Source organism: Streptococcus sp. 544, assembly GCF_013277385.1.
GTDB lineage: Bacteria > Bacillota > Bacilli > Lactobacillales > Streptococcaceae > Streptococcus > Streptococcus mitis_BA.
On the sequence record NZ_VMMU01000008.1, the window covers coordinates 4,071 to 30,314 of the forward strand.

The window sequence follows — 26,244 nt, forward strand, 5'->3', positions numbered from 1 at the left end:
GTGCTTTGAGCAACCTGCGGCTAGCTTCCTAATTGGCTCTTTGATTTTCATTGAGTATTAAAATAGGTCATTTTCTTCTGGGAGGAGGATAGTCTCTCTACCATTCATATCTAAAACCAGAACTCTCGGGGGATAAAGAGGGTCGAAAGGATGATTAAAGTCAAAATCAATGGCTGTGGGGAGGTGTTGACTTGAGAAGTGGAAGGTAATTTTTCCTTGGTTATTGAGCAATTGAAACTCAAGTTCTTCTTCCAATTCAAAGACATTTTTTAAGAAGTGGTCAATAATATACCAAAAAGAATCAATGACATCATCAGGCAAGCTGGTAACAATGCCAAAACTAGCAGACCGCATCTGGGTATTGGTAAAAGCCATATTTTTGCCCCCTTTCTTTTCCCTTATCATACAGCAAATAGGATTAAAAATCAAGAAAAGGTGATTTTTTGAAAAGGATTTTAGCTACAGGGAGAAATAAGGAAAAAATCCTAAAAATCTCCCGAAGTTAATAGGTAAATTCCCAAATTAACTTGATTATATAACTTTCAGTTACTTTGAGAAGTTACGCATTAGAAATGACTTTGTCCATGTCCCAGAAGGTCTTGGAATTGAGGGGAGTTCCTTCACGAGATTCAACAAGAGTTTGTTCGTATTGTTTTTGAGCTTGCTTAGCGAGGTAGAAGATCTTCTTATAGCCACAATTCTGTCTTCTTTTAGGGCAGCCGTTACAGACAAAGGGAGCTTTGTCGAGTAGAGGGCAAGGAAGGTTATGGCATGTAGACTCTCGGACTTGTCTGTTTCGTTTGACTTCTTTAGAAACAGTAGTCGGGTCTTTTAGAATGGATTGTCCAATAGCTTTGAAGGTTTCACTGCGCTCTAAACCTAATTGGATATCATTACGGTCTGAAAGGGTAAGGTGTTTATGTTTTGTCATAGTAGACCTCGTTTCTAACTCAAACGTCTCACACTTAATTCCACCATAAAAATCCGTTTTAGACTAATTTCCACTTTGGTCAGGCAAGTGGAAGTTACTTTGAGAAGTTACGTTTAGAAAAATATTTTTCATATCTATTGACTTTTAGGGGTGAAATTTGGTATTATAGTAGGCGGTATTGTTTACCCCATTTGAAAGGCCCCGGAACCTTCCAAATACTTTTCGATGGGAAGGAACACCCATCACCGTAAACAAAAATCGAACTATATATAGGAGAAATCATGAACAAAACAACATTTATGGCTAAACCAGGCCAAGTTGAACGTAAATGGTACGTAGTTGACGCAACTGATGTACCACTTGGACGTCTTTCTGCAGTAGTTGCTAGCGTACTTCGCGGAAAAAACAAACCAACATTTACACCACACACTGATACAGGTGACTTTGTGATTGTTATCAATGCTGAAAAAGTTAAATTGACTGGTAAAAAAGCAACTGATAAAATCTACTACACTCACTCAAACCACCCAGGTGGATTGAAACAAATCTCTGCAGGTGAACTTCGTTCTAAAAATGCAGTACGTTTGATCGAGAAATCAGTTAAAGGTATGCTTCCACACAATACTCTTGGACGCGCTCAAGGTATGAAGTTGAAAGTATTTGTTGGAGCTGAGCACACTCACGCTGCACAACAACCAGAAGTTCTTGATATTTCAGGACTTATCTAAGGAAAGGAACAATAAAGTATGTCACAAGCACAATATGCAGGTACTGGACGTCGTAAAAACGCTGTTGCACGCGTTCGCCTTGTTCCAGGAACTGGTAAAATCACTGTTAACAAAAAAGATGTTGAAGAGTACATCCCACACGCTGACCTTCGTCTTGTCATCAACCAACCATTCGCAGTTACTTCAACTGTAGGTTCATACGACGTTTTCGTTAACGTTGTAGGTGGTGGATACGCTGGTCAATCAGGAGCTATCCGTCACGGTATCGCTCGTGCCCTTCTTCAAGTAGACCCAGACTTCCGCGATTCATTGAAACGCGCAGGACTTCTTACACGTGACTCACGTAAAGTTGAACGTAAGAAACCAGGTCTTAAGAAAGCTCGTAAAGCATCACAATTTAGTAAACGTTAATCAATACGATCATATCAACGTTTCAAAGCACTCAAAAGTTTACCTTATGGGTGCTTTTTTCGTATTTTTTTGAAAAGCTTACCTCAAAGTTTACCTTATTTTTACCTTATTGTTTTAGAGACTTTAAAGCAAATTCACCAACTGCCATAGGAACTACATTAGGAGTATTGACATAAATTTGAGTTGTACCTGTATGTCGTAGTTTATGAAGTGTAGCATGTGCCAGCTCTTTATGTCGCTTTCTAATGCTTTTCATTTTATTGTTCAGATAGTCAGCATGTAAAGGCTTGTTGGTGTTTCCTTTTGCTATATCGACACTATAATATGACTGGGAGGGCAAAGTCAGTTGCTTTAAAACGTTAATTGATACGATTATATCAATATTTCAAAGCTATTTGCAAAGTGCTTTTCTAGGTTTACACTTAAAATAATTGTTAAGTTATATAGGAACCTTCTAGATAAAGACTGAGTACTTTTAGAGTATAATATAGTTATGTAGAGTTAAAAAGAATTGAGGAAAGTAATATTGGCTAAATCTCACATATCAGAATTATTACCAACTAAGTATAGAAAACGTCATCAATTAATGCTATATTTGTATGATATACTAGTTGATATTTTAGTTAAAGCTGATAAATATCAATTATCCAGTCTATCTTTTAGATTTACTAATGAGATAAATGATGAAATTGACTTGTTTGATGAACTAGATAGACAAAAAGATTTAGATATTTCTGAATATGTATATATACCTCACATCTTTTTTTCAATTTTACGTGATTTAAATTACTATCTATTTGAATCTCTGAGTTGTATAGAGAGGGGAAAAGTTACTGTTGCATTTTCTCTTGCTAGGAAACCTTTTCAAGATAATTTATTTTATTTAAGTTGGATATTGGTTCAACCACATGATTTCTTAGAAAAAATACAATATGGAGAGCTTAGGGAATATGACGTAAGTGATTTGAAGGGTAAAAAAGAATTTGTTATTGACCTACTTTTAAAAGCAAAAGAATCGATTCAGTATGAAAATGGTTTTTTGGATTTTAGTAGAGAATTACTTGATCCTGAATTACTATATGACATTATATATAATCGAAAGGCAGAAAATAGTTTAACAAGTGTATTTGATCAATCTATTCATTTGGTGACAAAGAATAAAAATTATCCTACGGAAAAGCGAAATCTTAATTTTATATTTTCTGATGATAAGATTTGGGATGATTTTTGGCATTTGTTCTATGAGAAAACACCCTACATTCTCATTTATTTAGTAGAAGTAGCTATTGCTATATTTGAGAAATATTTTGATATTGATTTAGAAATAGTTACCCTTAACCGGTATATTAGAAATTTAAAGATAATTTTAGCTTTATCTGGAGAAGAAAATAAAGAATTAGAAAGTATTTTTGATTTCATATTTAATGGTGATAATCTTAGCATGACATGTGAAGAATGCGGGAGGATATATAAGTTCAATATCAATTTAGTGAGGGAAATAAAAGAAGATTATCTATATACTTGTCAGAATTGTGGTTTTGTAGAGAGACTAGGGCAATATTTTGTGAGTGATGAATTATTGAGTAATAAAAGAAATACTCTGATTGATAACTCGAATGATGAGAATTGGAAGCTGGTCTAATACAATTAAAAGGTAGTACCGACATAAAAATCATAGTTTAGAAAGTTGTGAAGATTTTTGAAAAGCAATCAGAAAGGATAATATGAAATTTAAAGATTACACTTGGAATAAAGAGTTTGAAATAAAAGGGTATTTTTCAGAACGTTCCGACGATATAGTTAGTAAGGATAACTTGAGCGGTATTTTACATTATTCTTCTAGTGAAATTGTATTAGAATTATTTGGTGGATTTGAAGAGGAATCAGGTATTTCATTCGGTTTTGGTAAGTGTTTGGAAAAGATATATGGTTTCTCCAGTAATGGTAATATTTTAATTTTAAATACTTATGGTGAACCAATGGTACATTCCTCATCTCCTGGATTTCCGATAACTAGATATAGAGTAAAAAATTTTAAAATTTACAGTGTATTTTATAATGAGCTTGGAAATTTTGATTATAGTTCTGAGGCCTTTAAAGATTTAATTAATGAATTAGATTCTGAAAAAATCAAGGAATATAATTTTAGCTTTGAACATATTGAGGAATGGATTGAAAAATCATTGGTAACTGTTAAATATAGAGACAATCAAACTATTTTTGAAAGTGCAGTAAGTGAATATCAACCAACAAAAGTGTCAATAAGATCACTAGGAATGAACTTTGAAGATGTGGCAATACTCCATTCTTCATATACAACTACGTCATTTACCAGTGATTATTTTATTAAACTTATTTCAGCTGATTTAAATATAAGATATTTTGATGAATTTTATCAAGCTTCACATAAGTTTAAGGAATTTATTGAGATTTTATCAAATATACCATTGTCTTTTACTAATATTGAATTTCTTGTTCTTTATAAAATGATAGATGGTAAGCGTATGCCACTTATAAAAGGCAAATTCTTTGTTCAGCATTCTAGAAAATCCCAAAAATGGAAATCGTATTCTCAGCAAGATATTTCTTTGAGGGCATTAGAAGATAATTTTGAACATATTTTAAATCATTGGTTTGATAAATCTGAGGAACTTGAATTTATAGTGAGACAATTTTCAAAAAATCTTCATGGTGATTTATATTTGGAAGATCAGTTGGTTGATGCTATTAGGAATTTGGAAGTTTACTCTAGAAATTTTAAGAATTTTAAAAATCCGAAATGTTTATCTGATGTTGAAGAAAAAGCTAGACAATCTTTGTTTGACTTTATAAACACACATCTTTTAGAAGAGGTAAGAAGAAAATTTAGAAATAAATTGAAATTTAATCAAAAAGAGCCTAACCTTGCCGAACGTTTAAAAAATTTATTCGATTCAATTGATGAGCTTAATCTGTCTAAAATTTTTTCGAATAGTGAGAGAGAATTACTAATAATAAAATTAATTCAAACACGAAATTACTATACTCATGGTGATTCGAAAGATAACTATCCAGAAATGATAACAGATATCAGGGAGATGTATGAAACAAAATTGTTTCTTCAAGAAGTGCTGAGATATTATATTTATCAAGAATTGGATATGAAATATAAATATAAAAAATTCTAAACCTCAAGCCATTAGCTCAATGATTTAGGATGTTTTCATGGAAATTGGAACAATTGACACAGTTGTTGAGACTTTAGTCGCTTATAAATGTGGCTGCAACCTGACAAGGTCAGTTGTCTGTAAACGTTAATCAATATGAGTATATTAACGTTTACAGACATTCAAGAATTTTCTCTTGGATGTCTTTTTTGTATAGAAATCAAGAGTTTCCATCATTGATTTTTAGTCTAGTATTAGTTTCTACTGAATAAGCTTTTTCGGCCATAACAAAACACTCCTGTTCATAGTTTCACTAGATTTTGACAGGAGTGTTTTTCTTGTGTATCAATTTATAGGTTCAGTATTTTTCTAGTAACCAATCTATGATATTTTTCTTCTCAATACCATTGTAATTGGCTGTTGGCTGAATCGTATCCATTGTTAATAGATATTTAGGAAATTGATCTTTAATGGCTTCTAGTGGTCTAAGTTCTCTTTCTAGTGTCTCAGGAGCAAGTGTTGTTTCACTGACTTGATAATAAGCGTAGTGACCAAGATCAGTTACAACAACAAAATCAACCTCATATTTATCTAAATTACCAACATATACTTGTGAATATCTACGTCTCAATTCCAAATATACCATATTTTCCAAGATATGCCCAATGTCTTCTTTGTGGTCTGGCAATAAGAGGTGTCGTAAACCTAAATCAACGGGATAATATTTTTCTAAGCGTTGCAATAATGCTCGACCTTTGACATCAAAACGTGGGACGGAATAAAAAAGTAAACTGTCTGTCAAAGTCGTCAAATAATTTTCTAAAGTATTATGGGATATTGAAACGTTTTGGCTGACTAGGGTATTACGAATCTTATTTGTTGATATTAAGCTACCTGTACTACTGAGAAGGGTTCGGACAATGCGCTCAATAATAGTAGGATTTGGATTTCCCAATCTAGTGACAATATCATTTAACAGTATTGAGTTATATATTCCTCTTAGATAATCAATTTTTTCAGCGTAAGATGATGTTTGCAATAAGTAAGGGAAAGCACTAAAGAGATAATTGTTAAAAATTTCTGTTGTATTCAGATTCTCTGAGAGAGATTGACCTGATAGGTATTCTTCAAATGACAAAGGAAGGACCTCTATCTCAACATACCGACCAGTCAAGTTTGTAGCTAATTGGCTACTCATAAAGTAAGCGTTTGATCCAGTCAAATAGAGGTCAACATTTGGCAAGATGAATAGACTATCTGCTACCAGTTCAAATTTTTCAACATGTTGAATTTCATCTAAAAAGATATAGTATGTTTTCTCTTCAACTAACTGCTCTTTTATATAAGTAAATAATGTTTGAAAATGTCGCAGGTCATAATAACTCAGATCCTCAAAATTGATGGATATAATCTGATCCTCGTCTACGCCAGTTGCTAGTAACTCCTCTTTATAGAGTTGAAAAAGCACAGATTTACCAGCTCGTCTAACTCCACTCACAACCTTAATGATTTGTCGGTCACGATGTCTTCTTAAAAAGTCTAAATAATGTGGTCTTTTAATATAGTTCATAATAGATACCTCAAAGATAGTATAATACAAATAGACGTTATTTTCAAATATTTGGAAATAAAATGGAATTTGTTTTGTTATTTTTAAATATCTAGAAATAATATCTTCAGAATAGAAAATGACGATAATAAAATCATTTGAACTGACATGAAGTAGCTGTGCGTTTGTTGTTAAACTATTACATCAACTTTGTGATACAGTAGTTCGCATTTTTCGCCTACTTTTTATGATTATGATAAGTGAACCACCAACAGCCATTGGATGTAAATTAGAAATGATTATGTTCTCATTTCGGGGAAATGCCCCTGAAAGTTAGTTCTATCAGCCAAATCAAGATTATAATTATCCTTAATAAAACTCTAAGGCTTTTATTCCATCCTTTGGCAATTTGGGCTTCTAGCCTCGGTGCAAACCACCCGTTAGATGGGTGTTATGATTTAAAAATGTCCTAAATTTTTTTGATTGACTAAAATTATTTTATAAAATAGTTTGTTAGACAGTTTTATCTTGAATACTAATAATCAAATGAAAGAAAAAGATAACAGATACATAAATTCCTTATGTCGGGAAACTTCTCACTAATTTGCTACTTATCCCAACTTTTCAATACATCTCCCGAAATGCTTATAATATCTTGTGTTAAGCGTTTTCGTGTTTTATAATTCTATCATAACTTAAAAAAAGGAGAAGCTATATGTCAGTAGTATTAGCGAGAATTGATCAACGCATGATTCATGGTATTGTGGTAACACAATGGGCGGGGGCTACAAAGGCCAAAAGGTTGATGGTAGTAGATAATGAAGTAAGTAAGGACGAAGTCCAAAAGGCTGCTATGAGGATGAGTAAACCTGCAGGAACTGGAATGTCAATTATTGATACAGATACTGCGATTACAAATTTTGCAGATGGCAAGTATGATAATCATAATGTTTTACTAATTGTTCGAGAACCTGAAACATTGGTGGCATTAGTTGAAGGTGGAGTAAAGATACCAAAGGTCAACGTTGGAATAATGTTTGATGGTGAAGGGAAAAAAACAGTTAAGAAGATGGTCTCTGTCAATGAAAAAGAAGTTGCTGATTTGAAAAGATTAAAAACACTTGGTGTTGATGTAACATTCCATTTTGTTCCTTCTGATCCAGAGGAAAATTTAGAAAAGTATATTAAATAGGAGATGATACTATGGAAGTGATTCAAGGTTTACTTATTATTTTATTGTCGTTTTGGGTAGTACTAGATCAACAAGGATTGGTACTAAGTACTTGGTTTCCTATAATGGTTTCATTATTTGTTGGAATTATTATGGGAGATATGAAAACAGCAATGATTATTGGTGGAACATTCCAATTGATGGCGTTAGGTGTTGCAAATATTGGTGGTTCATCAGTACCAAACTGGGGTCTTGCAGCATTAGTAGGTGGTTTTATTGCGATTAAAACAACAAGTAATGTAGAGTCTGCAAAAGCTGTAGCTTTAGCAGTGGGAGTTCCTGTTGGAATGCTTGGTATTCAGTTGGATGTTTTAGCAAAAATACTTAATACATATGTAACCCACGCAGCTCAGAAGGCAGCTAATGAGAAAAAGTTTGCTAAGATGAATCGAATTTTTTGGATTGGACCGGTTATTTTTGGTTTATCAACCGCAATTCCGACAGCTCTTTGTGTCATTTTTGGAGATAAAATTGTAAATGTAATTTTGAATAGTGTACCAGAATGGTTCACTAATGGTTTATCTATTGCAGGTAGTATCCTACCTGTTGTCGGAATCGCGATTCTATTACAAGTTATGCCTACTAAAAAATATTTAAGCATGCTTATTGTTGGCTTTATCTTTGCAGCATATTTGAATTTACCAATTTTAGGAATTTCTCTTGCTGGTTTTGCCATTGCATATTACTATTTTACTATGAATAAAAATGTATCAACTGTTGTCTCTTCAACAGTTGCCGGAGCTGAAGAATTTGGAGATGACTTTGATGAATGATGTACAACAAAAAATAACAAAAAAAGATATTCGTAATGCCGCGTTCAGATATATGTTTATGGCATGTAACACTTTTAATTATGAGAATCAACAGGGACCAGCAGTTGTTTATGGATTAAATAAAGTTTTAAGAAAAATCTATCCAAATGATGATGAATATGTTGCATCATTGAATAATCATTTTAAGTATTTTAATACTACTACTTGGATGGCTAATATCTTATTAGGTGCAAGTATAGCAATGGAAGAAAAAGATGGTGTTGAATCTTTAGATACGGTACAAAATTTTAAAACTGGTATGATGGGACCACTTGCTGGTGTAGGTGATACCTTAATTTGGGTATTATATCCAACAATCATGGGCTCAATTGCAGCATATATGGGATTAGAAGGGAATCCAATTGGTGCAATAATTTGGTTAGTTTTGAATGTTTTCTTCCTATTTTTCCGATTTAAATTATTTGATATCGGATATGATTCTGGTTTGAAGTTGATAACCGGATTAGGTGAAAAATTAAATATTTTTACTGAATCTGCTTCAATCATGGGTTTAACGGTTGTTGGAGCTTTAATCCCATCTGTAGTTAAAATGAAGATTTCGACAGTATTTACTACAGGAGATGTTAAACTAGTAATTCAAGACGATATTCTTGATAAAATCATGCCAGCGCTATTACCTGCAGTGATGACTTATTTAGTTTACAAATTGTTAGCGAATAAGAAGTTATCCGTAATTCAAATTATTTTTGGAATTATTATTCTATCTTTAATTCTGTCTTACTTTGGCATTTTATCAGTTAATTAAAAGGAGAAAATATGACAAAAGTTATTATTGCAAGTCATCATCATCTTGCAACTGGGATGAAGGATACTATAGAGTACTTAATCCCATCTATTGGAAAAATTGATGTAATTGCAGCCTATATTAATAATGAGCCAATTGAAGACGAAATTTCAAAACTTTTAGAAAGTTATCCCGTTGACGAAAAAGTTCTGATTTTTACAGATTTGCTTGGTGGATCGGTGAACCAAACTTTTATTAGGTATATGAGCAAAAGAAATTTGTTTCTTGTAACAGGGATGAATTTACCAATTATTATGACGCTTTTGTTATCTATTGAAAGCGAAGATTTATCTGAAGATTTAATTAGAAAGTCTATTGATGAAGCAAAGAATCAATTACTTTTTGTGAATGATATATATAATCAAGTGACTGATGAGGATGATGAGTGATGGCAGATGCTTGGTGGAAAAATAGTATTGTTTATCAAATTTATCCTCAAAGTTTTAAGGATTCAAATGGAGATGGTGTAGGAGACTTGAATGGAATAAAAGAAAAATTACCGTATCTCCATAAGTTAGGAATTGATGTTATTTGGCTTAATCCTATCTATGAATCACCATTGGTGGATAATGGATACGATATCAGTGATTATGAAAGAATCCTATCAATTTATGGGACAATGGAAGATTTTCAAGAATTATTAGCAGAAGCTCATAAATTAGAAATAAAGATTATTCTTGACTTGGTTGTGAATCATACCAGTGATAAGCATTCATGGTTTATTGAATCTAGAAAAAATAAAAATAATCCATATTCTGATTACTATATTTGGAAAGATCCTAAGCCTGATGGTAGCGAACCTAATAATTGGGGTTCCACTTTTGGTGGATCTGCATGGGAGTATGTTCCAGAACGAAATCAATATTATTTACATTGTTTTGCCAAGGAACAACCAGATTTAAATTGGGAAAATCCAACGGTACGTCAAGAAATTCAAAAAATGATGACCAAATGGTTTGATTTAGGAATTGATGGTTTCAGGATGGATGTCATTACATTGATAAGTAAAAGGCAGGACTATCCTGACGCACCGGATGGAGTTCCATACACTAAATCTTATTATGTAGGAGCTTCAAATGGCCCACGAGTTCATGAGTTTTTACATGAACTAAATCAGGAAGTTCTAAGCCGATATAATGTAATGACAGTTGGTGAAGCTCCAAATACAAACAGTGATCAAGCTTTGCAGTATACTCTGCCCGAAAATGAAGAATTGAATATGGTGTTTCATTTTGATCACATGCACTTGGATTATGGTAGATATGGTAAGTTCTCAGATATACGCTTTAAAGTAAGTGATTTAAAATCAGTTTTAACAGAGTGGCAATTGAAGTTAGAAAAAGGGTGGAATTCATTATACTGGAGTAATCACGATCAACCAAGAGCTGTCACTCGATTTGGTGATGATGGTGAATTTAGGGTACAGTCAGCAAAGATGTTAGCTACCTTATTGCATATGATGAAGGGAACTCCGTATGTTTTTCAAGGTGAAGAGTTGGGGATGAAGAATGTTCATTTTGATTCTGTAGAGAATTACAAAGATATCGAGACTAAATATTTTTATGAACTTATGAAGGAAAATGGTGAATCTTCATCTTATATAAATAATTCAATTTATTTAAAATCTAGAGATAATGCGAGAACACCGTTCCCATGGAATGGAAATAAAGAAGAAGGATATGGTTTTTCAAGTGGAAACCCTTGGATACAGTATTCTCCAGACAATTCTTCTATAAATGCAGAAGCCTGTCTTGAAGATTCAAACTCAGTTTTTTATTATTATCAAAAATTAATCAGCTTGAGGCGTGATTACCCAATTATAATTCATGGGAAGTATGAATTGATAAACGAAGAAGATAGTGATGTCTTTAGTTATGTACGGGAATATAATAAACAAATTTTGTTAATTGTGTGTTCATTCTCTAAACAACCTACTACCTCACAAGTACCATCGAATCTGATTGGTAGTCAAGTAAAATATTTAATTGGAAATTATGAATCAGAACTTAAACAACTTCCAAAATTTTTTGAATTGAAACCTTTTGAGGCTCAAGTTTTCTTAATAGAACAATAAAGATTTTTGCAAAACTTTGAATAGAACCTATTTGTCGAGTATAGTGAGAGCTAATACTATTAAGTTTAAATACTAGAGCAAAATTCAATTGAAATAGGGAATTTATAAAATCTATTCATGAGGAAACGTATGATATCAAATTTTTCTAAACTTGATATTGTGCGTTTTTTGATTTTGTTTCTTCTACTAACTTATTTATTGAAGCCTAATTCAATCAAATATGAGTTCGGATGTATATAATCTATGAAGAAGATGTTTTATCTTTAATTCTATGTTTGTTTATGATAGAATTAAATTGTTTTATAGGATTTTCAAATGGATATGCACTTTTAATAACAACACCGATTTTGAAAATAATGATGTAAATAAAAAGGATGAAAAAATGAATTTTGAACAGCATGTTGAAGTTAACTATGATAGTTTAACAATGAGTGAAAAAGAGATGTTGCAGTTCATTGTTCAACATAAAGAATTAATTGTATCAAAAACGATAGTAGAAGTAGGAGAACTTTTATTAACTTCAAAAAGCACTGTTTTGAGATTAGCGAAGAAGATTGGTTTTAGAGGTTTTACAGATATGAGATATTCGATTCAAGATTCAATCTCTAAAACAAAATCAGTGGATAAAATAGACTTGTTATCTCAATTACAAATGGATATACAGAAAACATTTCGATTTGCTACAGAATTAGATTTTTTGCCCATTTTAAAAAAAATTTATGAAGCTTCCCAAGTAACATTGTATGCCACTGGTTTCACTCAAAACAATTTTACGAAAGAGTTGTCAAATGAATTATTCTTAAGTCATCGTCCAAATTATCTTGTTTCAGGGGAAACGAATTTTTCCATGCTAGCTGATAATTTGAATAAAGATGATTTAGTGATAATTACATCATTGAGTGGAAATACTAAAGGGATACAAACAACTATAAATAAATTAAATGCAAAGGGAGTTACTATTATTGGTGTAACGGAGTTTAGCGATAATTTTCTAAAGAATAATTCAACGTATCAATTGTTTTATGAAATTAGTAGAATAGACGAAAATCCAGACCTTGATAGTCGCTCTATGTCTTGCTTATATATAGTATTAATGATTCTGGCAAGAAAGTATAGAGAATTTGTAAATAAGTTAGGTGATTAAAGCTGATCATTCCTGATGTTTTTATTTGAAAAAAGACAGTAAAAAAGCGCAAAAAATCACTTCCTGTGCTATACTATAATTGAAATTTTTTTAGTTTGGGCGTTAGAACTGTTTCCTCAGTCCTATCGCCTTTTCTTTTTGATAAGTCTGTTTGGTGTAGAGTAGTTTGTAAATGATTCTGAGAATCTTATGAGCACAAGCAATAATCGCCTTCATCTTGCTTCCTCTTTGGGAAATTCGATTGTAAAAAGAAGAAAAAGCTGGATCCTTAGAATGTGCTACAATTAATCCCGACATGGTCAGAGCCTGTTTGATATAGCGATTTCCTTGCGTAATGTGTGAGGATTTTTTAATGCCAGCACTCTCATAAGATCCTGGGCATAGTCCAGCCCAGGATGCTAAGTGTGCATCGGATGGAAAGGCTGTAACAGTTGGTCTAATCTCAGCTAGAATAGTGGCAGCACAGTTTTCATTCACACCAGGAATGGTTTGAAGTATCCTATTTTCCTCAGGGAAACTCCTTTTCGATGTAGTGTTGAATCTCATCGGTCAATTTTTCAATGAGTTCCTGATACATCTGATATTCCTCTAAGCTCTGGTCTAAGAGGAAGCGATCTTCTAGTGACAACTTTCCTTCCATCGCTTCAACAAGTTCTTCTGGACTTGCTTTCACTCGCTTTTGGATACAAGGGATAACAGATTCTACATTAATGCTTTCTCCGTTAATAAATAATTTTAAAAGTGATCGCCCTGTCTTAGAAAAAATATCAGAAAGATAACTTGTTAGCTTGATATTAGCCCGTTGTAAGAGATTGTGAATTTCATTTTTGACTTGAGTTTGACGCTGCTTGTAAGAACGCATGCGACGTGTCAGTAAACGAAGCTGTACTACTTCAGGAGCAGGGATATAGGAAGGTTCAATTAGTCCGCAACGGCCGAGTTGAGCAATCCATTCGGCATCTTTCATGTCTGTTTTTCGACCAGGCACATTCTTGATATGTTGAGGATTGGCAAGTACCAAGACGAGATTAGAATCTGAAAAGATATTAAAGAGAGGGAGCCAATATTGCCCAGTACTTTCAAAAAAGACATGTATGACATGGTTTTCCACCAACCAATCTAAGGCATTGTGAAGAGCTACAGTAGTTGTCCCAAATTTCTTCTGAATTTTCTTTGGCTTATTAGTATCTAGTGGACAATCTAGAATACAACAAACAATGGATTTTTGGTGGACATCAATACCACAACACGTTTCAATCATGACTTCCATTATAAAAACCTCCTGTTAACTATTTGAACAATAGAACAAGAGGCTACTAGTAATTTTATTTTCATGCTCAAGGCATATTCGAGTTATCTCATGACTCTTGTTCATCCAGTTTTTTTAACAGGCTAGGAAAAGCCCTATTAGACACCACGGATTTGTATTGTTCATCTTCATTATAAGCTAAACTTCTTTTTCTGTCATGAGTTAGCAGGCTCTGCCTGCTTAGAGTTTTTATAGCTTAAAATAAAATTATGATTAACCTAAAAAATTTTAAAACGTTTTTAAAATGACTAAAATGATTACAGTACATTAGTTAAAAATGAAAAAGAAATTACATAGAAATATGGTATAATGTAACTAAAGGAGGTAGCGTATGTCCTTAGATATAGATAAAGAAAAGATGACAATCATGGGAGTCGCTTTTGAAAATCGGTCCGTTTTTAAGAGTGTTTGGTATGCTTTAAGTACAAATATGATTGAAGGATGGCGACCTACGGTTAGTGATGTTGAAAAATTACGAGATGAAGCTCTTGCTTTGGGGATGGCTTAATGAAGCGTAAATGTTATGATTCTTATGACTATATTGATCCGAATAATTTATATACCTATCCAGATTCTTCAGTTCTAAGAAATAAGCAGGAAGAACGAGATGAGCAAAAAGCACGCGATCTTGAATATCGTATGGTTGCTAGTAAGAGTTTGAAATTATTTATCAATCCTATCCCAGTTTATAGTGTAAAAGATATATTGAAAATTCATCAATTTTTGTTTGAAGATATGTATCATTGGGCAGGTGAATTTAGAAAAGTCAATATTTCAAAAAGTGGTAATGCTTTTATGCCGATTCAGTCTTTCGATACAGCACTCACTTACCTTAATAATTTGATAGATAGATTTCATGACAATGCTAATAGTAGAAAAGAAGTCATTCAGTTATTGGTCGAAATTTTAGATAATCTCAATTATTTTCATCCATTCCGTGAGGGAAACGGTAGAACGCAGAGGGAGGTTATTCGCTCTTTAGCTTTAATGAAAGGTTATGAATGTGAAATATCAATCGGTGATGATGATGAGATTTATCACCTGTATATGGATGGTACAGTTTATGGAGACAAAACTAAATTAACGAAGTTATTTGAAAAAATTCTTTTCAAGTTATGAGTTTATACATTCGACTACCCTGGATAAGAATGCTCTATTGTACTAGAATATTTTATGTAATCTGCACCTTAAAAGTTAGATTTTTTCTATTTAACTTTTAGGGTGCAGTTCATTTTGCTATGGCATGATAGTAAACCTTATGAGGTGTTGTAGCAAGTATTCAAATAAAAAGCGCATACTATCAGGCGTAAAAGCTTGATAGTATACGTTTTATCCTAGAAATATTTACTGGATGTTTTTCTCAAACTGACTTTTTAAGAAGTTACCTTATCAGCAATTTCAAATAAGTTTATGGAGCTATCTTTGGAAAAATTGTAGAGTGTCAAAGCTTACCACAGTCTTTAGCATTTCAATAATTTACATTGCTTACGTTTTGTTTTGATAAGTTTTACGGTAATCTCCAGGAGAAAGTCCAGTCCTTTGTTTAAAAATTTTAGTAAAGTAAGAATAATTATCATACCCTACTTGACAAGATACTTGTGATATTGAGATATTTGTTTGAGATAGGAGAGATTTAGCAGCATTAATGCGCTTATCCGTTATATATTTAACAAGAGTTTCTCCAGTTTCTTTTTTAAAAATTCTAGCTAAATGATCTGCGCTGAGATAAACCATATCTGCTAATATAGAACGATTTATATCCTCATAGTAGTGATGATCTATGTATTCGACGATGCGTTGAATACTATTTTTTTGGTTTTCAATGTTTGTTGCAAATTTCTTAGCATGTGACCAGTAATAATCAAAGTAATTCTGAAAAGATTCAATTGAATGAAAGCGTCGTTGGAATAAGAAATCATGAGTGCTGTTTTGGAATAATTTATGTGCCGAGATTCCATTTTGATCTAGATATATTCCTATTTGTTGAGTCCAATCTAGTAAAATTTGTTGTAGTGTGAAAGTAGGAATTTGAGAATTATAAGCAAGTGAATCAATTTTTTCTCTTAATTCATATTCGCTTAAGCTATCTAAAAAAGTAATTGAAAGAGTTTCTGTTTTGAAAGAAGTTGGGAAACTATGTGGAACACATGTAATAGTATTCCAATAAGAAACATACTGTTCATTATAAGTGTAGAGTTCTTTGGTATGAAATAAAATATCGTATAGTTTATGGCAACTCTTATATATAATGTTTGAGTATTTACTAAAGTTATTAGAAATTTGAGAATGAATCTCATATGCCAATTTGTCACTACGTTTGGATGAGTCTACTCTAAAGAGACAAACATATTGATCAACCTGGCTTTCCATCTTGAATAGACTTATCAGCTTATAAGAAGGTTGTGAAATTCTTTGAAGTTCTCTTTTTAGTTGAGAAGTCCATGATGGAGTTTCTGCAGAATAATCTTCTTCATTAAGATTGATTGTTAAAACTGCAAGGAAAAAATATTGGTGTTTTTTAAGAATAAAACCTTGTTTGCTTGCTATGTTTTCTAGCTCATCAATGCGAGAAATTTGAGGTTTTCTAAGATAATCATACCAGAAATTATCTTCTATTTGTAAAAGTGCATCATTTTTTCCGTTTAAGTTATGATTCTCAATTTTACTAATGGCTTTTTGAATAATAAATTCTAATTTTTCAAAGTTAATGGGTTTTAGATAGTATTCGAAGCTTTGTAATTCAATTGCTTTTTGAGCATAGTTGAAGTCGGCGTAATTGGTTAAAAAAATTGTTTTTATATCATATTTTTCATTTCTAATCCACGATAAGAGTTCGAGGCCACTACCTTGAGGCATTTCTATATCGCTTATCATGAGATCAATAGGATTCTCTCTAATAATATTTTGAGCTTGAGTGAGGCTATAGGCAACATAAACAGTGTCAATGTGTAGTTTAGCCCAATTTATTTTCTCTCGTAAAGCTTCAATGATAAAACGATCGTCATCAACTAATAAGATGTTCATTATAACCTCCGTCTATAATCTTGTATGGAATGAGTAAAAGAATTTTAGCTCCACCTTCTTCATTATTTTCAAATGCAACACTATAGTCATTAGGATAGAGAAGATTTAAACGTTCGATGGTGTTTGTAATCCCAATATGATGTCCATCTTCTGTTATTAGAGACTGTTTCTGATTTAGTTTTGATAAAATTTCTTCAGAGAAACCTGGACCATTATCCTCGATACAAATCTGAATATAATCTGAGTTCTCAGTTTTTACTTTTTTTATTGATAGTAAAATTGTAAATAAATCCTGAAATGAAAAACCGTGTTTGATTGTGTTTTCAATAAACGTTTGTAACAGTAACGATGGAACAAGAGTATTTTGTAGGTCATCATTGTAGTTTAGTGAAAAGTAGATGCTATTTCCATATCGAATTCGTTGTATTTCTAAATAATCTTTAATATGCTGAACTTCATCTTTAAGTTCTGAAAAATCTTGATTAGCCATAAATAAATGACGGAGATAATTTGAAGTTAGGATAGTTAACTCTTCAATTTCTTTATAGTTTTTTGTTTGAAGCATACTATGAATCATTGATAACATATTTAAGTAGAAATGCGGACGAATTTGGTTCTTAAGATAATTAAGTTCAATCTTCTTAAGTTCTAGTTGTGAATGGTATTCCCGTATTTTTAATTCTTGCATGTCAAAAATTACTTTATTAAGTTTATCATTTGCCTTATCAATTTCTAGTATACCTTCAGATATAAAAAATTCAGAAGGGGGGATGGAGTCCCCGAGTTGAGAGAGTCGTTCAGTGAGTCTTGTTATAGGTTTAATCATCCACTGACGAATATACAGGATAATGATGATTGATAAAATGGTGATAATGATAGGAACGGCTGATAAAAATACTTCTAAGAGTGTGATATTTCTAAAGACTTCGGCATAATCGACTAAAACATAAATATCGAAAGGTAAATGCGTTTTTTCATTTTGAGCATGAATCAGGTAGTTCTCGGAGGGTATATTGTTAGGCTCTTTTAGAGAAAGTTTACCATTATTTCCAATATTAAGTTTTCTTAGAGGTTTTAGGATATCTTCTGAAGATATGACGGCATAAATGATTTTTCCTTCGTAATGAACAGATTTAACTAAGTATTCGCTATTTTTAGTAGTTACATTTTTCCATTTACGGTCACTTATATCACTACGCAATGATTTTAGATTTGATTTTAACAGTAGATAATCTTCATATGGAATATAAAGATTGGAGACATTTATAAAATAATCAGTACTATCGGTTTCTAATAAGAATGTCATATGAGTTTCATTTTGATATTCAAACTCTGCAAAGCTAGTTTGAACTTTTTTGAGATTTTCTTGATAGTCAAGAAACGTTTGTACATGATTTAATTTCTCTAAAGATTCATTATGCGTTATTGTTGAGTACATAAAGCGTTCTACAGAATGCAATTTCTCATTAACAGAATCAGCATAAATTTCAATTGAACTACGTAGGTGTACTATATTTTGGTTTTTAATAAAATTTCTAGTTATGTTACTCATAGCAATATTGATTAAAATATTTATCAATAGTAGTACAAGTAGGAGTTTAAAGAAAAAATGAATGGAATGTTTTTTTGATAAGTCGTGATTTAATTTCATATACTATTCTCCTCTTAAAATTATAGCACTTTGAAAATACGATATCATGTAACAAAACAGATATGTTTTATCAAGATGTCGGAAAAGTAATAGTTTTTAAAATTAAAAAACTGAAAAATTGATAAACCTAGTCCAAAAAGTTCTATTAAGGGAATTCTATATGGTGTAAAATAATCGTAGAAAATCAGATAGGAGGAAAAAAATGAAAGTAGCATCTCAACTTCATAAAATAAAATTAAAGCATAGTATTCCGTTATATATATTACTTTTTCCTTCAATATTGCTATTAATTTTATTTTCCTATATTCCCATGTTGGGACTAATTATTGCATTTAAAGACTATTCACCAGCCAATGGTATCTTTGCTAGTCAGTGGGTAGGATTTAAGTATTTTACTCAATTTTTCTCATCATTCCAATTCGGGACAACTATGTTCAATACATTAAAAATTTCACTTTATAGTATTGTAGTAGGATTCCCCTTACCTATTATACTAGCTATCATTAGTAATCAGTTAAGAGTTGGGAAATTTAGAAAAATATTTCAAGTGACAACTTACTTACCCCATTTTATCTCTACAATGGTTATGTGTGGGATGATTATCTTATTTTTATCTCCTACTAGTGGTTTGTTAGCGAATGTATTTAAGTCTGTTGGAATCACTATTCCAGATTTTTTATCAAAACCTAGTCATTTTGCAGGTGTTTATGTTTGGAGTGATGTATGGCAACATATTGGTTGGGATAGTATTATTTATCTGGCGGCGCTTTCTGCAATTGATCCTACATATTATGAGGCTGCAACTATGGATGGTGCCTCTAGGTTACAAAAAATTCGGCATATAGAATTACCATTGCTTTTGCCGACTGCTATGATTTTACTAATATTAAGAGCAGGTAGTTTATTAAGTGTAGGGTTTGAGAAAGTGTTACTACTACAGAATCCACTTAATTTAGCAGGAAGTGAGATAATTTCGACCTATGTTTATAAAGTTGGTATGGTGAACTTTCAGTATAGTTATTCGACAGCTATAGGGTTATTTAACACCGTAGTCAATCTAATAATTTTGTTATCTGTTAACTGGTTCTCAAAAAGATATACTAGAACGGGTCTTTTTTAAAGGAAGGAGTGCTTAAAGTGAAATGGTTTCATAAATCAAGAAAAACAAACTCTGAATTATTATTTGATATAGTTACCTATGGTTTAGCAATTTTCCTTATCCTGTTAATTGTTTATCCGTTATGGTTTGTAGTGATTGCATCTTTTAGTAATCCTTCAGATGTTGCAAACGGGAAGGTATGGTTTATTCCAAGAGAATGGAAATTAGATGGATATTTACGTCTTATTCAACAACCTTTATTTTTGCGTAGCTATTTAAATACCATTTTATATACTGTTGTTGGTACCTTAGTTGCTTTAGTAGTCAATATTCCAGCTGGTTATGCTTTATCTAGAAAAGAATTAGTTGGTAGAAGGTGGATGAGTATTCTCTACATAATCCCTATGTTTGTATCAGGTGGCTTGATTCCTACCTACTTAACAGTAAAGAATGTAGGCTTGATTGATACATTTTGGGTAATGGTAATACCTTTTGCAGTTTCATCATACAATATTATTGTTGCTAGAACTTTCTTTAATAATAGTATTCCAGACGGGATGTGGGAGGCTGCGCAAATTGATGGCTGTGGTACAATTCGTTATTTTATTAAAATAGTTGTTCCGTTATCAAAAGCTATTATAGCAGTTATTGGACTTTGGACTGCAGTTGGTATTTGGAATTCGTGGTTTAATGCTTTAATTTATTTAACGAATGAAAATTTACAACCATTGCAATTAATTTTACGACGTTTACTAATTAGTAATCAAATGTTACAATCGCAAGCAACAGGAGAAGTGGCATCAGATCTTCGTATTAAAGCTGATATGATGAAATATGCAGCAATTGTTATTTCAACCGCTCCGATTATGTTGCTATATCCCTTTGTTCAAAAATATTTTAATCAAGGTGTAATGATTGGCGCCTTGAAAGAATAGGAGAAAAACATGAAAAATAAATCATTTACATATTTGTTCTTAGGAACAGTTACACTTGCTGGCTTAACAGCCTGTGCAAATTCCAATAATGCGAATAAGGACGATAAATCTGGAGAAGATTCTTATAAAATCACAACTGTTCGTTGGTCTGACTGGGGAGAAGATTATCATAAAGGTTTTCTAACAGATTCTGCCAAAGAATCCGGTATCGATGTTAAATGGGACACACTTGTAGCTGCAGATTGGGCAGATAAGAAATCTGTTTTGGTTGCTAGTGGAGATTTACCAGATGCGTTTTTAGGTTCAAATGCTTTTACAGATTCAGAAATTGCTCAGAACCAATCTTTATTTATTCCATTGGAAGATTTAATCAAAGAAAACATGCCAAATTTAACTAAGGCTATGGAAAAAGAGCCTAAGATTAAAGCGATGATTACTTCACCAGATGGTCATATCTACAGCCTACCTAAAAAATTACCGATGCGCCCTACTGTAGCTAATCAGCTATTTATTAATAAAAAGTGGCTGGATAATTTAGGATTAAAGGTTCCAGAAACGTATGATGATTTAGTAAAAGTACTACAAGAATTTAAGGATAAAGATGCGAACGGAAATGGAGACGCTTCTGATGAAATTCCATTCGGAGCAGGAAACTTTGATCCAACATTCTCATATATTCTTCCGTTCAATAATCGTTTAGGGGCAGATAATACATATGAAATGTCTGTAAAAGATGGAAAACCAGTCTACCTTCGTACAGAGGAAAGTTATAAACAAGGGATTGCAGCAATGCACGAATCTTATAAAAAAGGTTTGATTGATCCGGAAATCTTTACAGAAGATACCTCTATGAGTGTTGCGAAACGTATGGATAAGGGAGTATCTAGAGTAGGTGTTTCTAGTGGTTGGACAGCAGATGCAACGTTTGGCTTACATTCAAGTGAGTATATTGCTCTACCTGCTTTAAAAGGTATGGATGGAAAACAATATGTCTTTTCTGATCCAGATCATTACAACTATGGTCGCAATGAGATTTTGATTACAAATAAGAGCAAAAACCCTGCTAAATTATTGAAATGGTTGGATAAATTATATACAGATGAAGCAAGTATTCAGAATTTCTATGGATCATTTGGAATAGCTACTGAAAAGAATGGTGATAAGTTTAAAGTGTTACCTCCTAAAGATGGTAAATCAGCTGATGAATGGGCATGGATTAATTCACTTCGAGATTTTGGTCCTAAATACGTAAGCGATGATATCAATAGTCGCGTAGAAATCGATCAAACACAAGGTGATGGATTGAAATTGAAGATGGACCAAGATTTGAAACAATTTGCGTTGCCAGCTTACCCTAATGTGATTTATTCACAAGAAGAGCTTAACAAATTATCATCAATCTATGTTAGTATTGAATCCTATGTCAAACAACAAGCATCTAAATGGGTAGTTGAAGGCGGCATAGAAAAAGAATGGGACTCATACAAAGAAACTCTTAAGAATATGGGATTGGACGAATTTATGAAGATTCAACAGGAAGCATATAATCGTTACCAAAAAGAAGTCAAAGAGTAATACTTTATATGAACTCTTGGTTGTATAAACAAGGGACTAGCTAATTACAGGAAGCGAGACTGATAACATCAAATTATCTCGCTTCCTTTATTCTAATTTTTAAAGAAATTTGGAAATGTTTTTGTGCAACTGACATTCTAAAATATAGAGTTAAGACGATTGATTTTATGGAGAATATATTATGCAAAAATTATTTTCATTAGATGGAAAAGTGGTTAGAATTTTAACTTTTTTGACAGATTTAATTATTTTAAATACTCTATTTATTGTTAGTTGTATTCCAATAGTTACAATTGGGGCATCATTAACTTCTCTTACGACAATGTGGTATCGTATTTTAAAAGGTAAAGATACCGATATTGCTTATCATTATTTTCGGATCTTTAGACAAAATTTTAAACAATCAACTTTTATTTGGTTGTTTATCCTCCTAATAGAATTACTTTTATATGTGAACTATTGTCTTTGGGGCTATTCAAGTTTATTTTCAGAGTATAGTTTATTGTTAGTGTTGCCCTTTTTATTTGTTATAATACTTTTGATGAGTGTTATTTTCCCCTATATTGGTCTATTTAAAGATAATCTAAAAAATAGTATTGTAAATAGCGTATTAATTTGTATTTTAAATCCAATACAAGCTATCATGTTGGTTTTATTTAATATTTCTGTACTGTATATGAGTTTTAGTAGTCCAGAACGAGTTTTAACAGCTATTTACGTATTTACATTTGGGGGATTTGCTTTTTGCGGATTGATGAATGTAACGATAACAAATAAAATGTTTGATAAGGTAAAGAAATTTACTAAAAGGAGGAAAACAAAGTGAAAATTTTTAAGGGAGAGTTTTATCGAATCTCTGTATTAACAGACAAGTTAGTAAGGTTAGAATACTCTCAAACTGGAAGTTTTGAGGATATAACGACACAACTTATCTATAATAGAGATTTTGGTCAAGTTTCGTTAGATTATATCGAGACATCAAACGTACTAGATATTATGACGGACTATTTTCATCTGCACTTTAATAAAGGAGAATTTAACGCCGAAAATTTATTTATAGAATTAAAAGGAAATTTTGCCGTATATGGTAGTCGTTGGTATTTTGGTGAATCTATTGAAACGTTAAAAGGAACAGCTCGGACTCTGGATAAGGCAGATGGAGCCATCCCATTAGAAGATGGAATTATTAGCCGAAATGGTATAGCCTTATTGGATGATTCTCAAGGATTTATTTGGGATGAACAGTCTGGTTATATTGAGAGAGAAAATCAAATTGACCTGTATTTCTTTGCCTATGGGCATGATTATAGAGGAGCAATCAGAGACTTTTACCATTTGACTGGTTCAACACCCTTGTTGCCAAGATACGCTTTAGGCAATTGGTGGAGTAGATATTGGCCTTATACGTCGGATGAATACTTGGATTTAATAGACAGATTTAAAACAGAGAAAATTCCATTATCTATCGGTGTGTTAGATATGGATTGGCATATAACTGACATTCCAGCCCGTTTTGGAAGTGGCTGGACAGGATATAGTTGGAATAAAAACTTAATACCTAATCCAGAACAGTTGTTGCAACAACTTCATGATAGGAAGTTAAAACTTTCCTTAAATGTCCATCCTGCTGATGGTATACGGGCTTATGAAGAAGCTTATCCTCGAGTTGCCAAACGATTGGGGTTAAATGTAGAATTAGAGGAACCTGCTATTTTTGATTTTTTTAATCCCTCTTTTAGAGAATCCTACTTTAAAGATGTTCATTATGAGCTAGAAAAGCAAGGAGTAGATTTTTGGTGGATTGACTGGCAACAAGGGACGCAAGGCATGTTGGATCCACTATGGCTTTTAAACCATTATCATTATCAGGATAGTTGTAAACATTCAGAAGGTGGCTTGATTTTATCAAGATATGCAGGTCCTGGTAGTCACCGCTACCCTGTTGGTTTTTCAGGGGATACTATTATTAGTTGGAATTCCTTAAGATTTCAACCTTATTTTACAGCGACAGCATCAAATATCGGTTATAGTTGGTGGAGCCATGATATCGGTGGGCACATGCTGGGGGATTATGACGAAGAGCTACAAACTAGATGGCTACAGTTTGGGGTTTTTAGTCCGATTACTCGATTACATAGTTCTAGAAGTCCTTTCAATAGTAAAGAGCCTTGGTTTTTTTCAGAAACAACATCTAAGATTATGAAGAAATACCTTCGTTTGAGACATCAGATGATTCCATATCTATACACCATGAATGTAAAGACACATGAGGAAGGCGCCCCTTTAGTCAGTCCAATGTATTATTTCTACCCAGAGAATGATGAGAGCTATAATGTTCCAAACCAATACTTTTTTGGAACAGAATTGATGGTGGCTCCCATTGTAGACAAGATGGATTTGGCATTTCAATCTGCAAAAGTAGATGTATGGTTCCCTGAAGGTGAATGGTATGACTTCTTTTCAGAGAAAAAATATACAGGTGGTGTGAAGTTAAGTGTTTATAGAGACATTTCGACGATGCCTGTGTTTGCAAAAAGTGGTGCAATCATTCCCTTGGTTGGTTCTGAGATAGATATGGGGGTTGATTTACCTGAAGTTGTAGATTGGTATGTATTCCCGGGCAAACAACATTCTTTTGAAATGATTGAAGATCAAAATGGTCAAAGATATAAAACAAGATTATCAATCGATTGGGAAATGGGAATGGTAGAGTTAACATTACAAGGAGATTCTAGTATCGTTCCAAGCAATAGAAAACATAGAATTCATTTTAAAGGAACGAATGTGTCTATAATTGAATTGCCAAATAAGAATGATACAGCTAGATTTGAATGGAAAGATAACAAAACAACATCTCTAAATGATGAAGTTTTTAGATTACTAAAGACGGCTTCTCTTCCATATGAATTAAAAGATAGATTGTTAAATCAATTCATCAATGCCAAAAATTCTCATGAGTTAATGAATATCTTGCATCATCAGGATAAGGAATTGAGAGGGCGTTTGTTGGAAATGATATTTACTAGCGAAAACTAATTGAGATAATTAGAAAGTCATTTGTTTAGTGTATATGAAGCTTCGGTATGGTATTTGTTATCATTGGTCACATTGAAAATGTGAAATAAGCACCTACAACATAGACTTTACAACACTTCATGTTTCATATCATGGGGTGTTTTTCTATTTAAGTCAAAGCCAATCAAAAAATCTCACTATTCATTAGGCTAAAGGAGAACTAATCATAGTGAGATTGTGAAATTATAGTAGGGTTCGTATGGCCTCTTCAATTTGTTTGGGGTCTGTTTTTGAAGAGAAGCGTTCAAAGACCTGCCCATCACGACCAATGAGAAACTTAGCGAAATTCCATTCGATTCGTTTACCTAGTGGGCCAGATTTCTGGTCTTTCAACCAAACATAGAGGGGATCTGCATCCTTACCGTTGACCTTGATCTTGGCAAAACGTGGGAAGGTGGTCTGGTAATGTAGGTTACAGAAGGTGTTGATTTCCTCTGCGCTGCCTGGTGCTTGTCCCATAAACTGGTTGCAAGGGAAGTCTAAAATCTCAAAACCTTGGTCTTGATAGCGGTCATAGAGTTCTTGAAGACCTTGGTACTGGGGCGTTAAACCGCATCCAGTCGCAGTGTTGACAACCAAGAGAACTTTCTCACTATAGCTCTCCAAGGGAGTTGATTGGTTGTTTTGGTCTAAAACGGAAAAATCATAAAGTGAAGTCATGAGGGCCTCTTTTCTTTTTCTACATTGTAACAGTTTTTACTTTTTTCGTCGAGTCGGATGGAAGATGTTGTTGAAAAATAGGTTC

Annotated in this window: 24 protein-coding genes and 2 pseudogenes; 17 read left to right on the top strand and 9 right to left on the bottom strand. The window is 32.7% G+C overall.

Translation table 11 applies throughout. The features are described 5' to 3' along the window. Window positions 1-57: 57 nt before the first annotated feature. Both HT728_RS05280 and HT728_RS05285 read right to left on the bottom strand, forming a co-directional pair. The gene (locus HT728_RS05280) at window positions 58-375 is read right to left on the bottom strand and encodes a DUF960 domain-containing protein (RefSeq protein WP_173234219.1); all 318 of its coding nucleotides are present in this window, start codon (window positions 373-375) and stop codon (window positions 58-60) included. A 190-nt stretch (window positions 376-565) separates the two neighbouring features. Continuing rightward, window positions 566-931, bottom strand: a pseudogene (locus HT728_RS05285) (helix-turn-helix domain-containing protein); the annotation flags it as partial. A gap of 281 nt (window positions 932-1,212) precedes the next feature. On the opposite strand from HT728_RS05285, the gene rplM reads away from it, so the two are divergent. After that, window positions 1,213-1,659 (top strand): 50S ribosomal protein L13, encoded by a 447-nt coding sequence (gene rplM / locus HT728_RS05290; protein WP_001044624.1) that lies wholly within the window; start codon window positions 1,213-1,215, stop codon window positions 1,657-1,659. Between the two features lie 18 nt (window positions 1,660-1,677). Further along, window positions 1,678-2,070, top strand: coding sequence for a 30S ribosomal protein S9 (rpsI, locus tag HT728_RS05295; RefSeq protein WP_000075973.1), 393 nt, complete (start codon window positions 1,678-1,680; stop codon window positions 2,068-2,070). Between the two features lie 106 nt (window positions 2,071-2,176). On the opposite strand, the pseudogene HT728_RS05300 reads toward rpsI, so the two are convergent. Continuing rightward, window positions 2,177-2,374: pseudogene (locus HT728_RS05300) on the bottom strand (site-specific integrase); the annotation flags it as partial. Between the two features lie 222 nt (window positions 2,375-2,596). Here HT728_RS05300 and HT728_RS05305 point away from each other — a divergent pair. Beyond that, window positions 2,597-3,712 carry a hypothetical protein gene (locus HT728_RS05305; protein WP_173218030.1) on the top strand — a complete coding sequence of 372 codons (1,116 nt, stop codon included), beginning with the start codon at window positions 2,597-2,599 and terminating at the stop codon, window positions 3,710-3,712. An 82-nt stretch (window positions 3,713-3,794) separates the two neighbouring features. Further along, window positions 3,795-5,237, top strand: coding sequence for a HEPN domain-containing protein (locus HT728_RS05310; protein WP_173218028.1), 1,443 nt, complete (start codon window positions 3,795-3,797; stop codon window positions 5,235-5,237). A 337-nt stretch (window positions 5,238-5,574) separates the two neighbouring features. On the opposite strand, the gene HT728_RS05315 is transcribed toward HT728_RS05310, so the two are convergent. Then, window positions 5,575-6,786 carry an ATP-binding protein gene (locus HT728_RS05315; RefSeq protein WP_173234221.1) on the bottom strand — a complete coding sequence of 404 codons (1,212 nt, stop codon included), beginning with the start codon at window positions 6,784-6,786 and terminating at the stop codon, window positions 5,575-5,577. A gap of 694 nt (window positions 6,787-7,480) precedes the next feature. On the opposite strand from HT728_RS05315, the gene HT728_RS05320 reads away from it, so the two are divergent. The 6 genes from HT728_RS05320 to HT728_RS05345 all read left to right on the top strand — a co-directional run bounded on the left by HT728_RS05320 (window position 7,481) and on the right by HT728_RS05345 (window position 12,831). After that, a complete protein-coding gene (locus tag HT728_RS05320; protein WP_000117808.1) occupies window positions 7,481-7,957 on the top strand; it encodes a PTS sugar transporter subunit IIB in 477 nt (158 codons plus the stop codon). Window positions 7,958-7,968: 11 nt separating this feature from the next. After that, on the top strand, window positions 7,969-8,769 hold the full coding sequence (locus tag HT728_RS05325) for a PTS sugar transporter subunit IIC (protein ID WP_000452055.1): 801 nt from the start codon (window positions 7,969-7,971) through the stop codon (window positions 8,767-8,769). Further along, window positions 8,762-9,574, top strand: a complete 813-nt coding sequence (locus HT728_RS05330) for a PTS system mannose/fructose/sorbose family transporter subunit IID (protein ID WP_001000716.1) — start codon at window positions 8,762-8,764, stop codon at window positions 9,572-9,574. Before HT728_RS05325 ends, HT728_RS05330 begins: the two co-directional genes overlap by 8 nt. Before the next feature lie 11 nt (window positions 9,575-9,585). Further along, window positions 9,586-10,002, top strand: coding sequence for a PTS N-acetylglucosamine transporter subunit IIBC (locus tag HT728_RS05335; protein ID WP_050242554.1), 417 nt, complete (start codon window positions 9,586-9,588; stop codon window positions 10,000-10,002). Then, entirely contained in the window at window positions 10,002-11,687 is a 1,686-nt protein-coding gene (locus HT728_RS05340; RefSeq protein ID WP_173234223.1) for an alpha-glucosidase, read from the top strand. Before HT728_RS05335 ends, HT728_RS05340 begins: the two co-directional genes overlap by 1 nt. A gap of 382 nt (window positions 11,688-12,069) precedes the next feature. Beyond that, window positions 12,070-12,831 carry a MurR/RpiR family transcriptional regulator gene (locus tag HT728_RS05345; RefSeq protein ID WP_050242680.1) on the top strand — a complete coding sequence of 254 codons (762 nt, stop codon included), beginning with the start codon at window positions 12,070-12,072 and terminating at the stop codon, window positions 12,829-12,831. A gap of 102 nt (window positions 12,832-12,933) precedes the next feature. On the opposite strand, the gene HT728_RS05350 is transcribed toward HT728_RS05345, so the two are convergent. Both HT728_RS05350 and HT728_RS05355 read right to left on the bottom strand, forming a co-directional pair. Continuing rightward, on the bottom strand, window positions 12,934-13,377 hold the full coding sequence (locus HT728_RS05350; protein ID WP_078748264.1) for a transposase: 444 nt from the start codon (window positions 13,375-13,377) through the stop codon (window positions 12,934-12,936). After that, window positions 13,340-14,101, bottom strand: a complete 762-nt coding sequence (locus HT728_RS05355) for an IS110 family transposase (protein WP_050242552.1) — start codon at window positions 14,099-14,101, stop codon at window positions 13,340-13,342. The genes HT728_RS05350 and HT728_RS05355 overlap by 38 nt, the downstream gene beginning before the upstream one ends. Before the next feature lie 370 nt (window positions 14,102-14,471). Here HT728_RS05355 and HT728_RS05360 point away from each other — a divergent pair, with 370 nt between their 5' ends. Both HT728_RS05360 and HT728_RS05365 read left to right on the top strand, forming a co-directional pair. After that, complete coding sequence (locus HT728_RS05360; protein WP_000050754.1) at window positions 14,472-14,648, top strand: hypothetical protein; 177 nt, start codon at window positions 14,472-14,474, stop codon at window positions 14,646-14,648. Then, window positions 14,648-15,259 carry a Fic family protein gene (locus HT728_RS05365; protein ID WP_050242551.1) on the top strand — a complete coding sequence of 204 codons (612 nt, stop codon included), beginning with the start codon at window positions 14,648-14,650 and terminating at the stop codon, window positions 15,257-15,259. Before HT728_RS05360 ends, HT728_RS05365 begins: the two co-directional genes overlap by 1 nt. Before the next feature lie 366 nt (window positions 15,260-15,625). On the opposite strand, the gene HT728_RS05370 is transcribed toward HT728_RS05365, so the two are convergent. Together HT728_RS05370 and HT728_RS05375 are read right to left on the bottom strand one after the other, a co-directional pair. Continuing rightward, on the bottom strand, window positions 15,626-17,164 hold the full coding sequence (locus HT728_RS05370; RefSeq protein ID WP_173234225.1) for a helix-turn-helix domain-containing protein: 1,539 nt from the start codon (window positions 17,162-17,164) through the stop codon (window positions 15,626-15,628). Then, the gene (locus HT728_RS05375) at window positions 17,145-18,815 is read right to left on the bottom strand and encodes a histidine kinase (RefSeq protein ID WP_173234227.1); all 1,671 of its coding nucleotides are present in this window, start codon (window positions 18,813-18,815) and stop codon (window positions 17,145-17,147) included. Before HT728_RS05375 ends, HT728_RS05370 begins: the two co-directional genes overlap by 20 nt. A gap of 202 nt (window positions 18,816-19,017) precedes the next feature. Here HT728_RS05375 and HT728_RS05380 point away from each other — a divergent pair, with 202 nt between their 5' ends. The 5 genes from HT728_RS05380 (at window position 19,018) to HT728_RS05400 (ending at window position 25,460) form a co-directional block, all read left to right on the top strand. Beyond that, a complete protein-coding gene (locus HT728_RS05380; RefSeq protein WP_000861540.1) occupies window positions 19,018-19,935 on the top strand; it encodes an ABC transporter permease subunit in 918 nt (305 codons plus the stop codon). A 17-nt stretch (window positions 19,936-19,952) separates the two neighbouring features. Further along, entirely contained in the window at window positions 19,953-20,849 is an 897-nt protein-coding gene (locus HT728_RS05385; RefSeq protein WP_173234229.1) for an ABC transporter permease subunit, read from the top strand. A gap of 9 nt (window positions 20,850-20,858) precedes the next feature. Next, window positions 20,859-22,424 carry an extracellular solute-binding protein gene (locus HT728_RS05390; RefSeq protein ID WP_004256278.1) on the top strand — a complete coding sequence of 522 codons (1,566 nt, stop codon included), beginning with the start codon at window positions 20,859-20,861 and terminating at the stop codon, window positions 22,422-22,424. A 181-nt stretch (window positions 22,425-22,605) separates the two neighbouring features. Then, window positions 22,606-23,250, top strand: coding sequence for a YesL family protein (locus tag HT728_RS05395; protein WP_173234231.1), 645 nt, complete (start codon window positions 22,606-22,608; stop codon window positions 23,248-23,250). After that, window positions 23,247-25,460: a TIM-barrel domain-containing protein gene (locus tag HT728_RS05400; protein WP_173234233.1), complete on the top strand. Its 2,214-nt coding sequence runs from the start codon at window positions 23,247-23,249 to the stop codon at window positions 25,458-25,460. The genes HT728_RS05395 and HT728_RS05400 overlap by 4 nt, the downstream gene beginning before the upstream one ends. Before the next feature lie 222 nt (window positions 25,461-25,682). On the opposite strand, the gene HT728_RS05405 is transcribed toward HT728_RS05400, so the two are convergent. Further along, entirely contained in the window at window positions 25,683-26,159 is a 477-nt protein-coding gene (locus HT728_RS05405; RefSeq protein ID WP_173234236.1) for a glutathione peroxidase, read from the bottom strand. Between the last annotated feature and the right edge of the window lie 85 nt (window positions 26,160-26,244).

Coding starts and splice junctions, on each gene's coding strand:
- HT728_RS05280 (WP_173234219.1), bottom strand. CDS start 375: ATGGCTTTTACCAATACCCAGATGCGGTCTGCTAGTTTTGGCATTGTT.
- rplM (WP_001044624.1), top strand. CDS start 1,213: ATGAACAAAACAACATTTATGGCTAAACCAGGCCAAGTTGAACGTAAA.
- rpsI (WP_000075973.1), top strand. CDS start 1,678: ATGTCACAAGCACAATATGCAGGTACTGGACGTCGTAAAAACGCTGTT.
- HT728_RS05310 (WP_173218028.1), top strand. CDS start 3,795: ATGAAATTTAAAGATTACACTTGGAATAAAGAGTTTGAAATAAAAGGG.
- HT728_RS05315 (WP_173234221.1), bottom strand. CDS start 6,786: ATGAACTATATTAAAAGACCACATTATTTAGACTTTTTAAGAAGACAT.
- HT728_RS05320 (WP_000117808.1), top strand. CDS start 7,481: ATGTCAGTAGTATTAGCGAGAATTGATCAACGCATGATTCATGGTATT.
- HT728_RS05325 (WP_000452055.1), top strand. CDS start 7,969: ATGGAAGTGATTCAAGGTTTACTTATTATTTTATTGTCGTTTTGGGTA.
- HT728_RS05330 (WP_001000716.1), top strand. CDS start 8,762: ATGAATGATGTACAACAAAAAATAACAAAAAAAGATATTCGTAATGCC.
- HT728_RS05335 (WP_050242554.1), top strand. CDS start 9,586: ATGACAAAAGTTATTATTGCAAGTCATCATCATCTTGCAACTGGGATG.
- HT728_RS05340 (WP_173234223.1), top strand. CDS start 10,002: ATGGCAGATGCTTGGTGGAAAAATAGTATTGTTTATCAAATTTATCCT.
- HT728_RS05345 (WP_050242680.1), top strand. CDS start 12,070: ATGAATTTTGAACAGCATGTTGAAGTTAACTATGATAGTTTAACAATG.
- HT728_RS05350 (WP_078748264.1), bottom strand. CDS start 13,377: ATGAGATTCAACACTACATCGAAAAGGAGTTTCCCTGAGGAAAATAGG.
- HT728_RS05355 (WP_050242552.1), bottom strand. CDS start 14,101: ATGGAAGTCATGATTGAAACGTGTTGTGGTATTGATGTCCACCAAAAA.
- HT728_RS05360 (WP_000050754.1), top strand. CDS start 14,472: ATGTCCTTAGATATAGATAAAGAAAAGATGACAATCATGGGAGTCGCT.
- HT728_RS05365 (WP_050242551.1), top strand. CDS start 14,648: ATGAAGCGTAAATGTTATGATTCTTATGACTATATTGATCCGAATAAT.
- HT728_RS05370 (WP_173234225.1), bottom strand. CDS start 17,164: ATGAACATCTTATTAGTTGATGACGATCGTTTTATCATTGAAGCTTTA.
- HT728_RS05375 (WP_173234227.1), bottom strand. CDS start 18,815: ATGAAATTAAATCACGACTTATCAAAAAAACATTCCATTCATTTTTTC.
- HT728_RS05380 (WP_000861540.1), top strand. CDS start 19,018: ATGAAAGTAGCATCTCAACTTCATAAAATAAAATTAAAGCATAGTATT.
- HT728_RS05390 (WP_004256278.1), top strand. CDS start 20,859: ATGAAAAATAAATCATTTACATATTTGTTCTTAGGAACAGTTACACTT.
- HT728_RS05395 (WP_173234231.1), top strand. CDS start 22,606: ATGCAAAAATTATTTTCATTAGATGGAAAAGTGGTTAGAATTTTAACT.
- HT728_RS05405 (WP_173234236.1), bottom strand. CDS start 26,159: ATGACTTCACTTTATGATTTTTCCGTTTTAGACCAAAACAACCAATCA.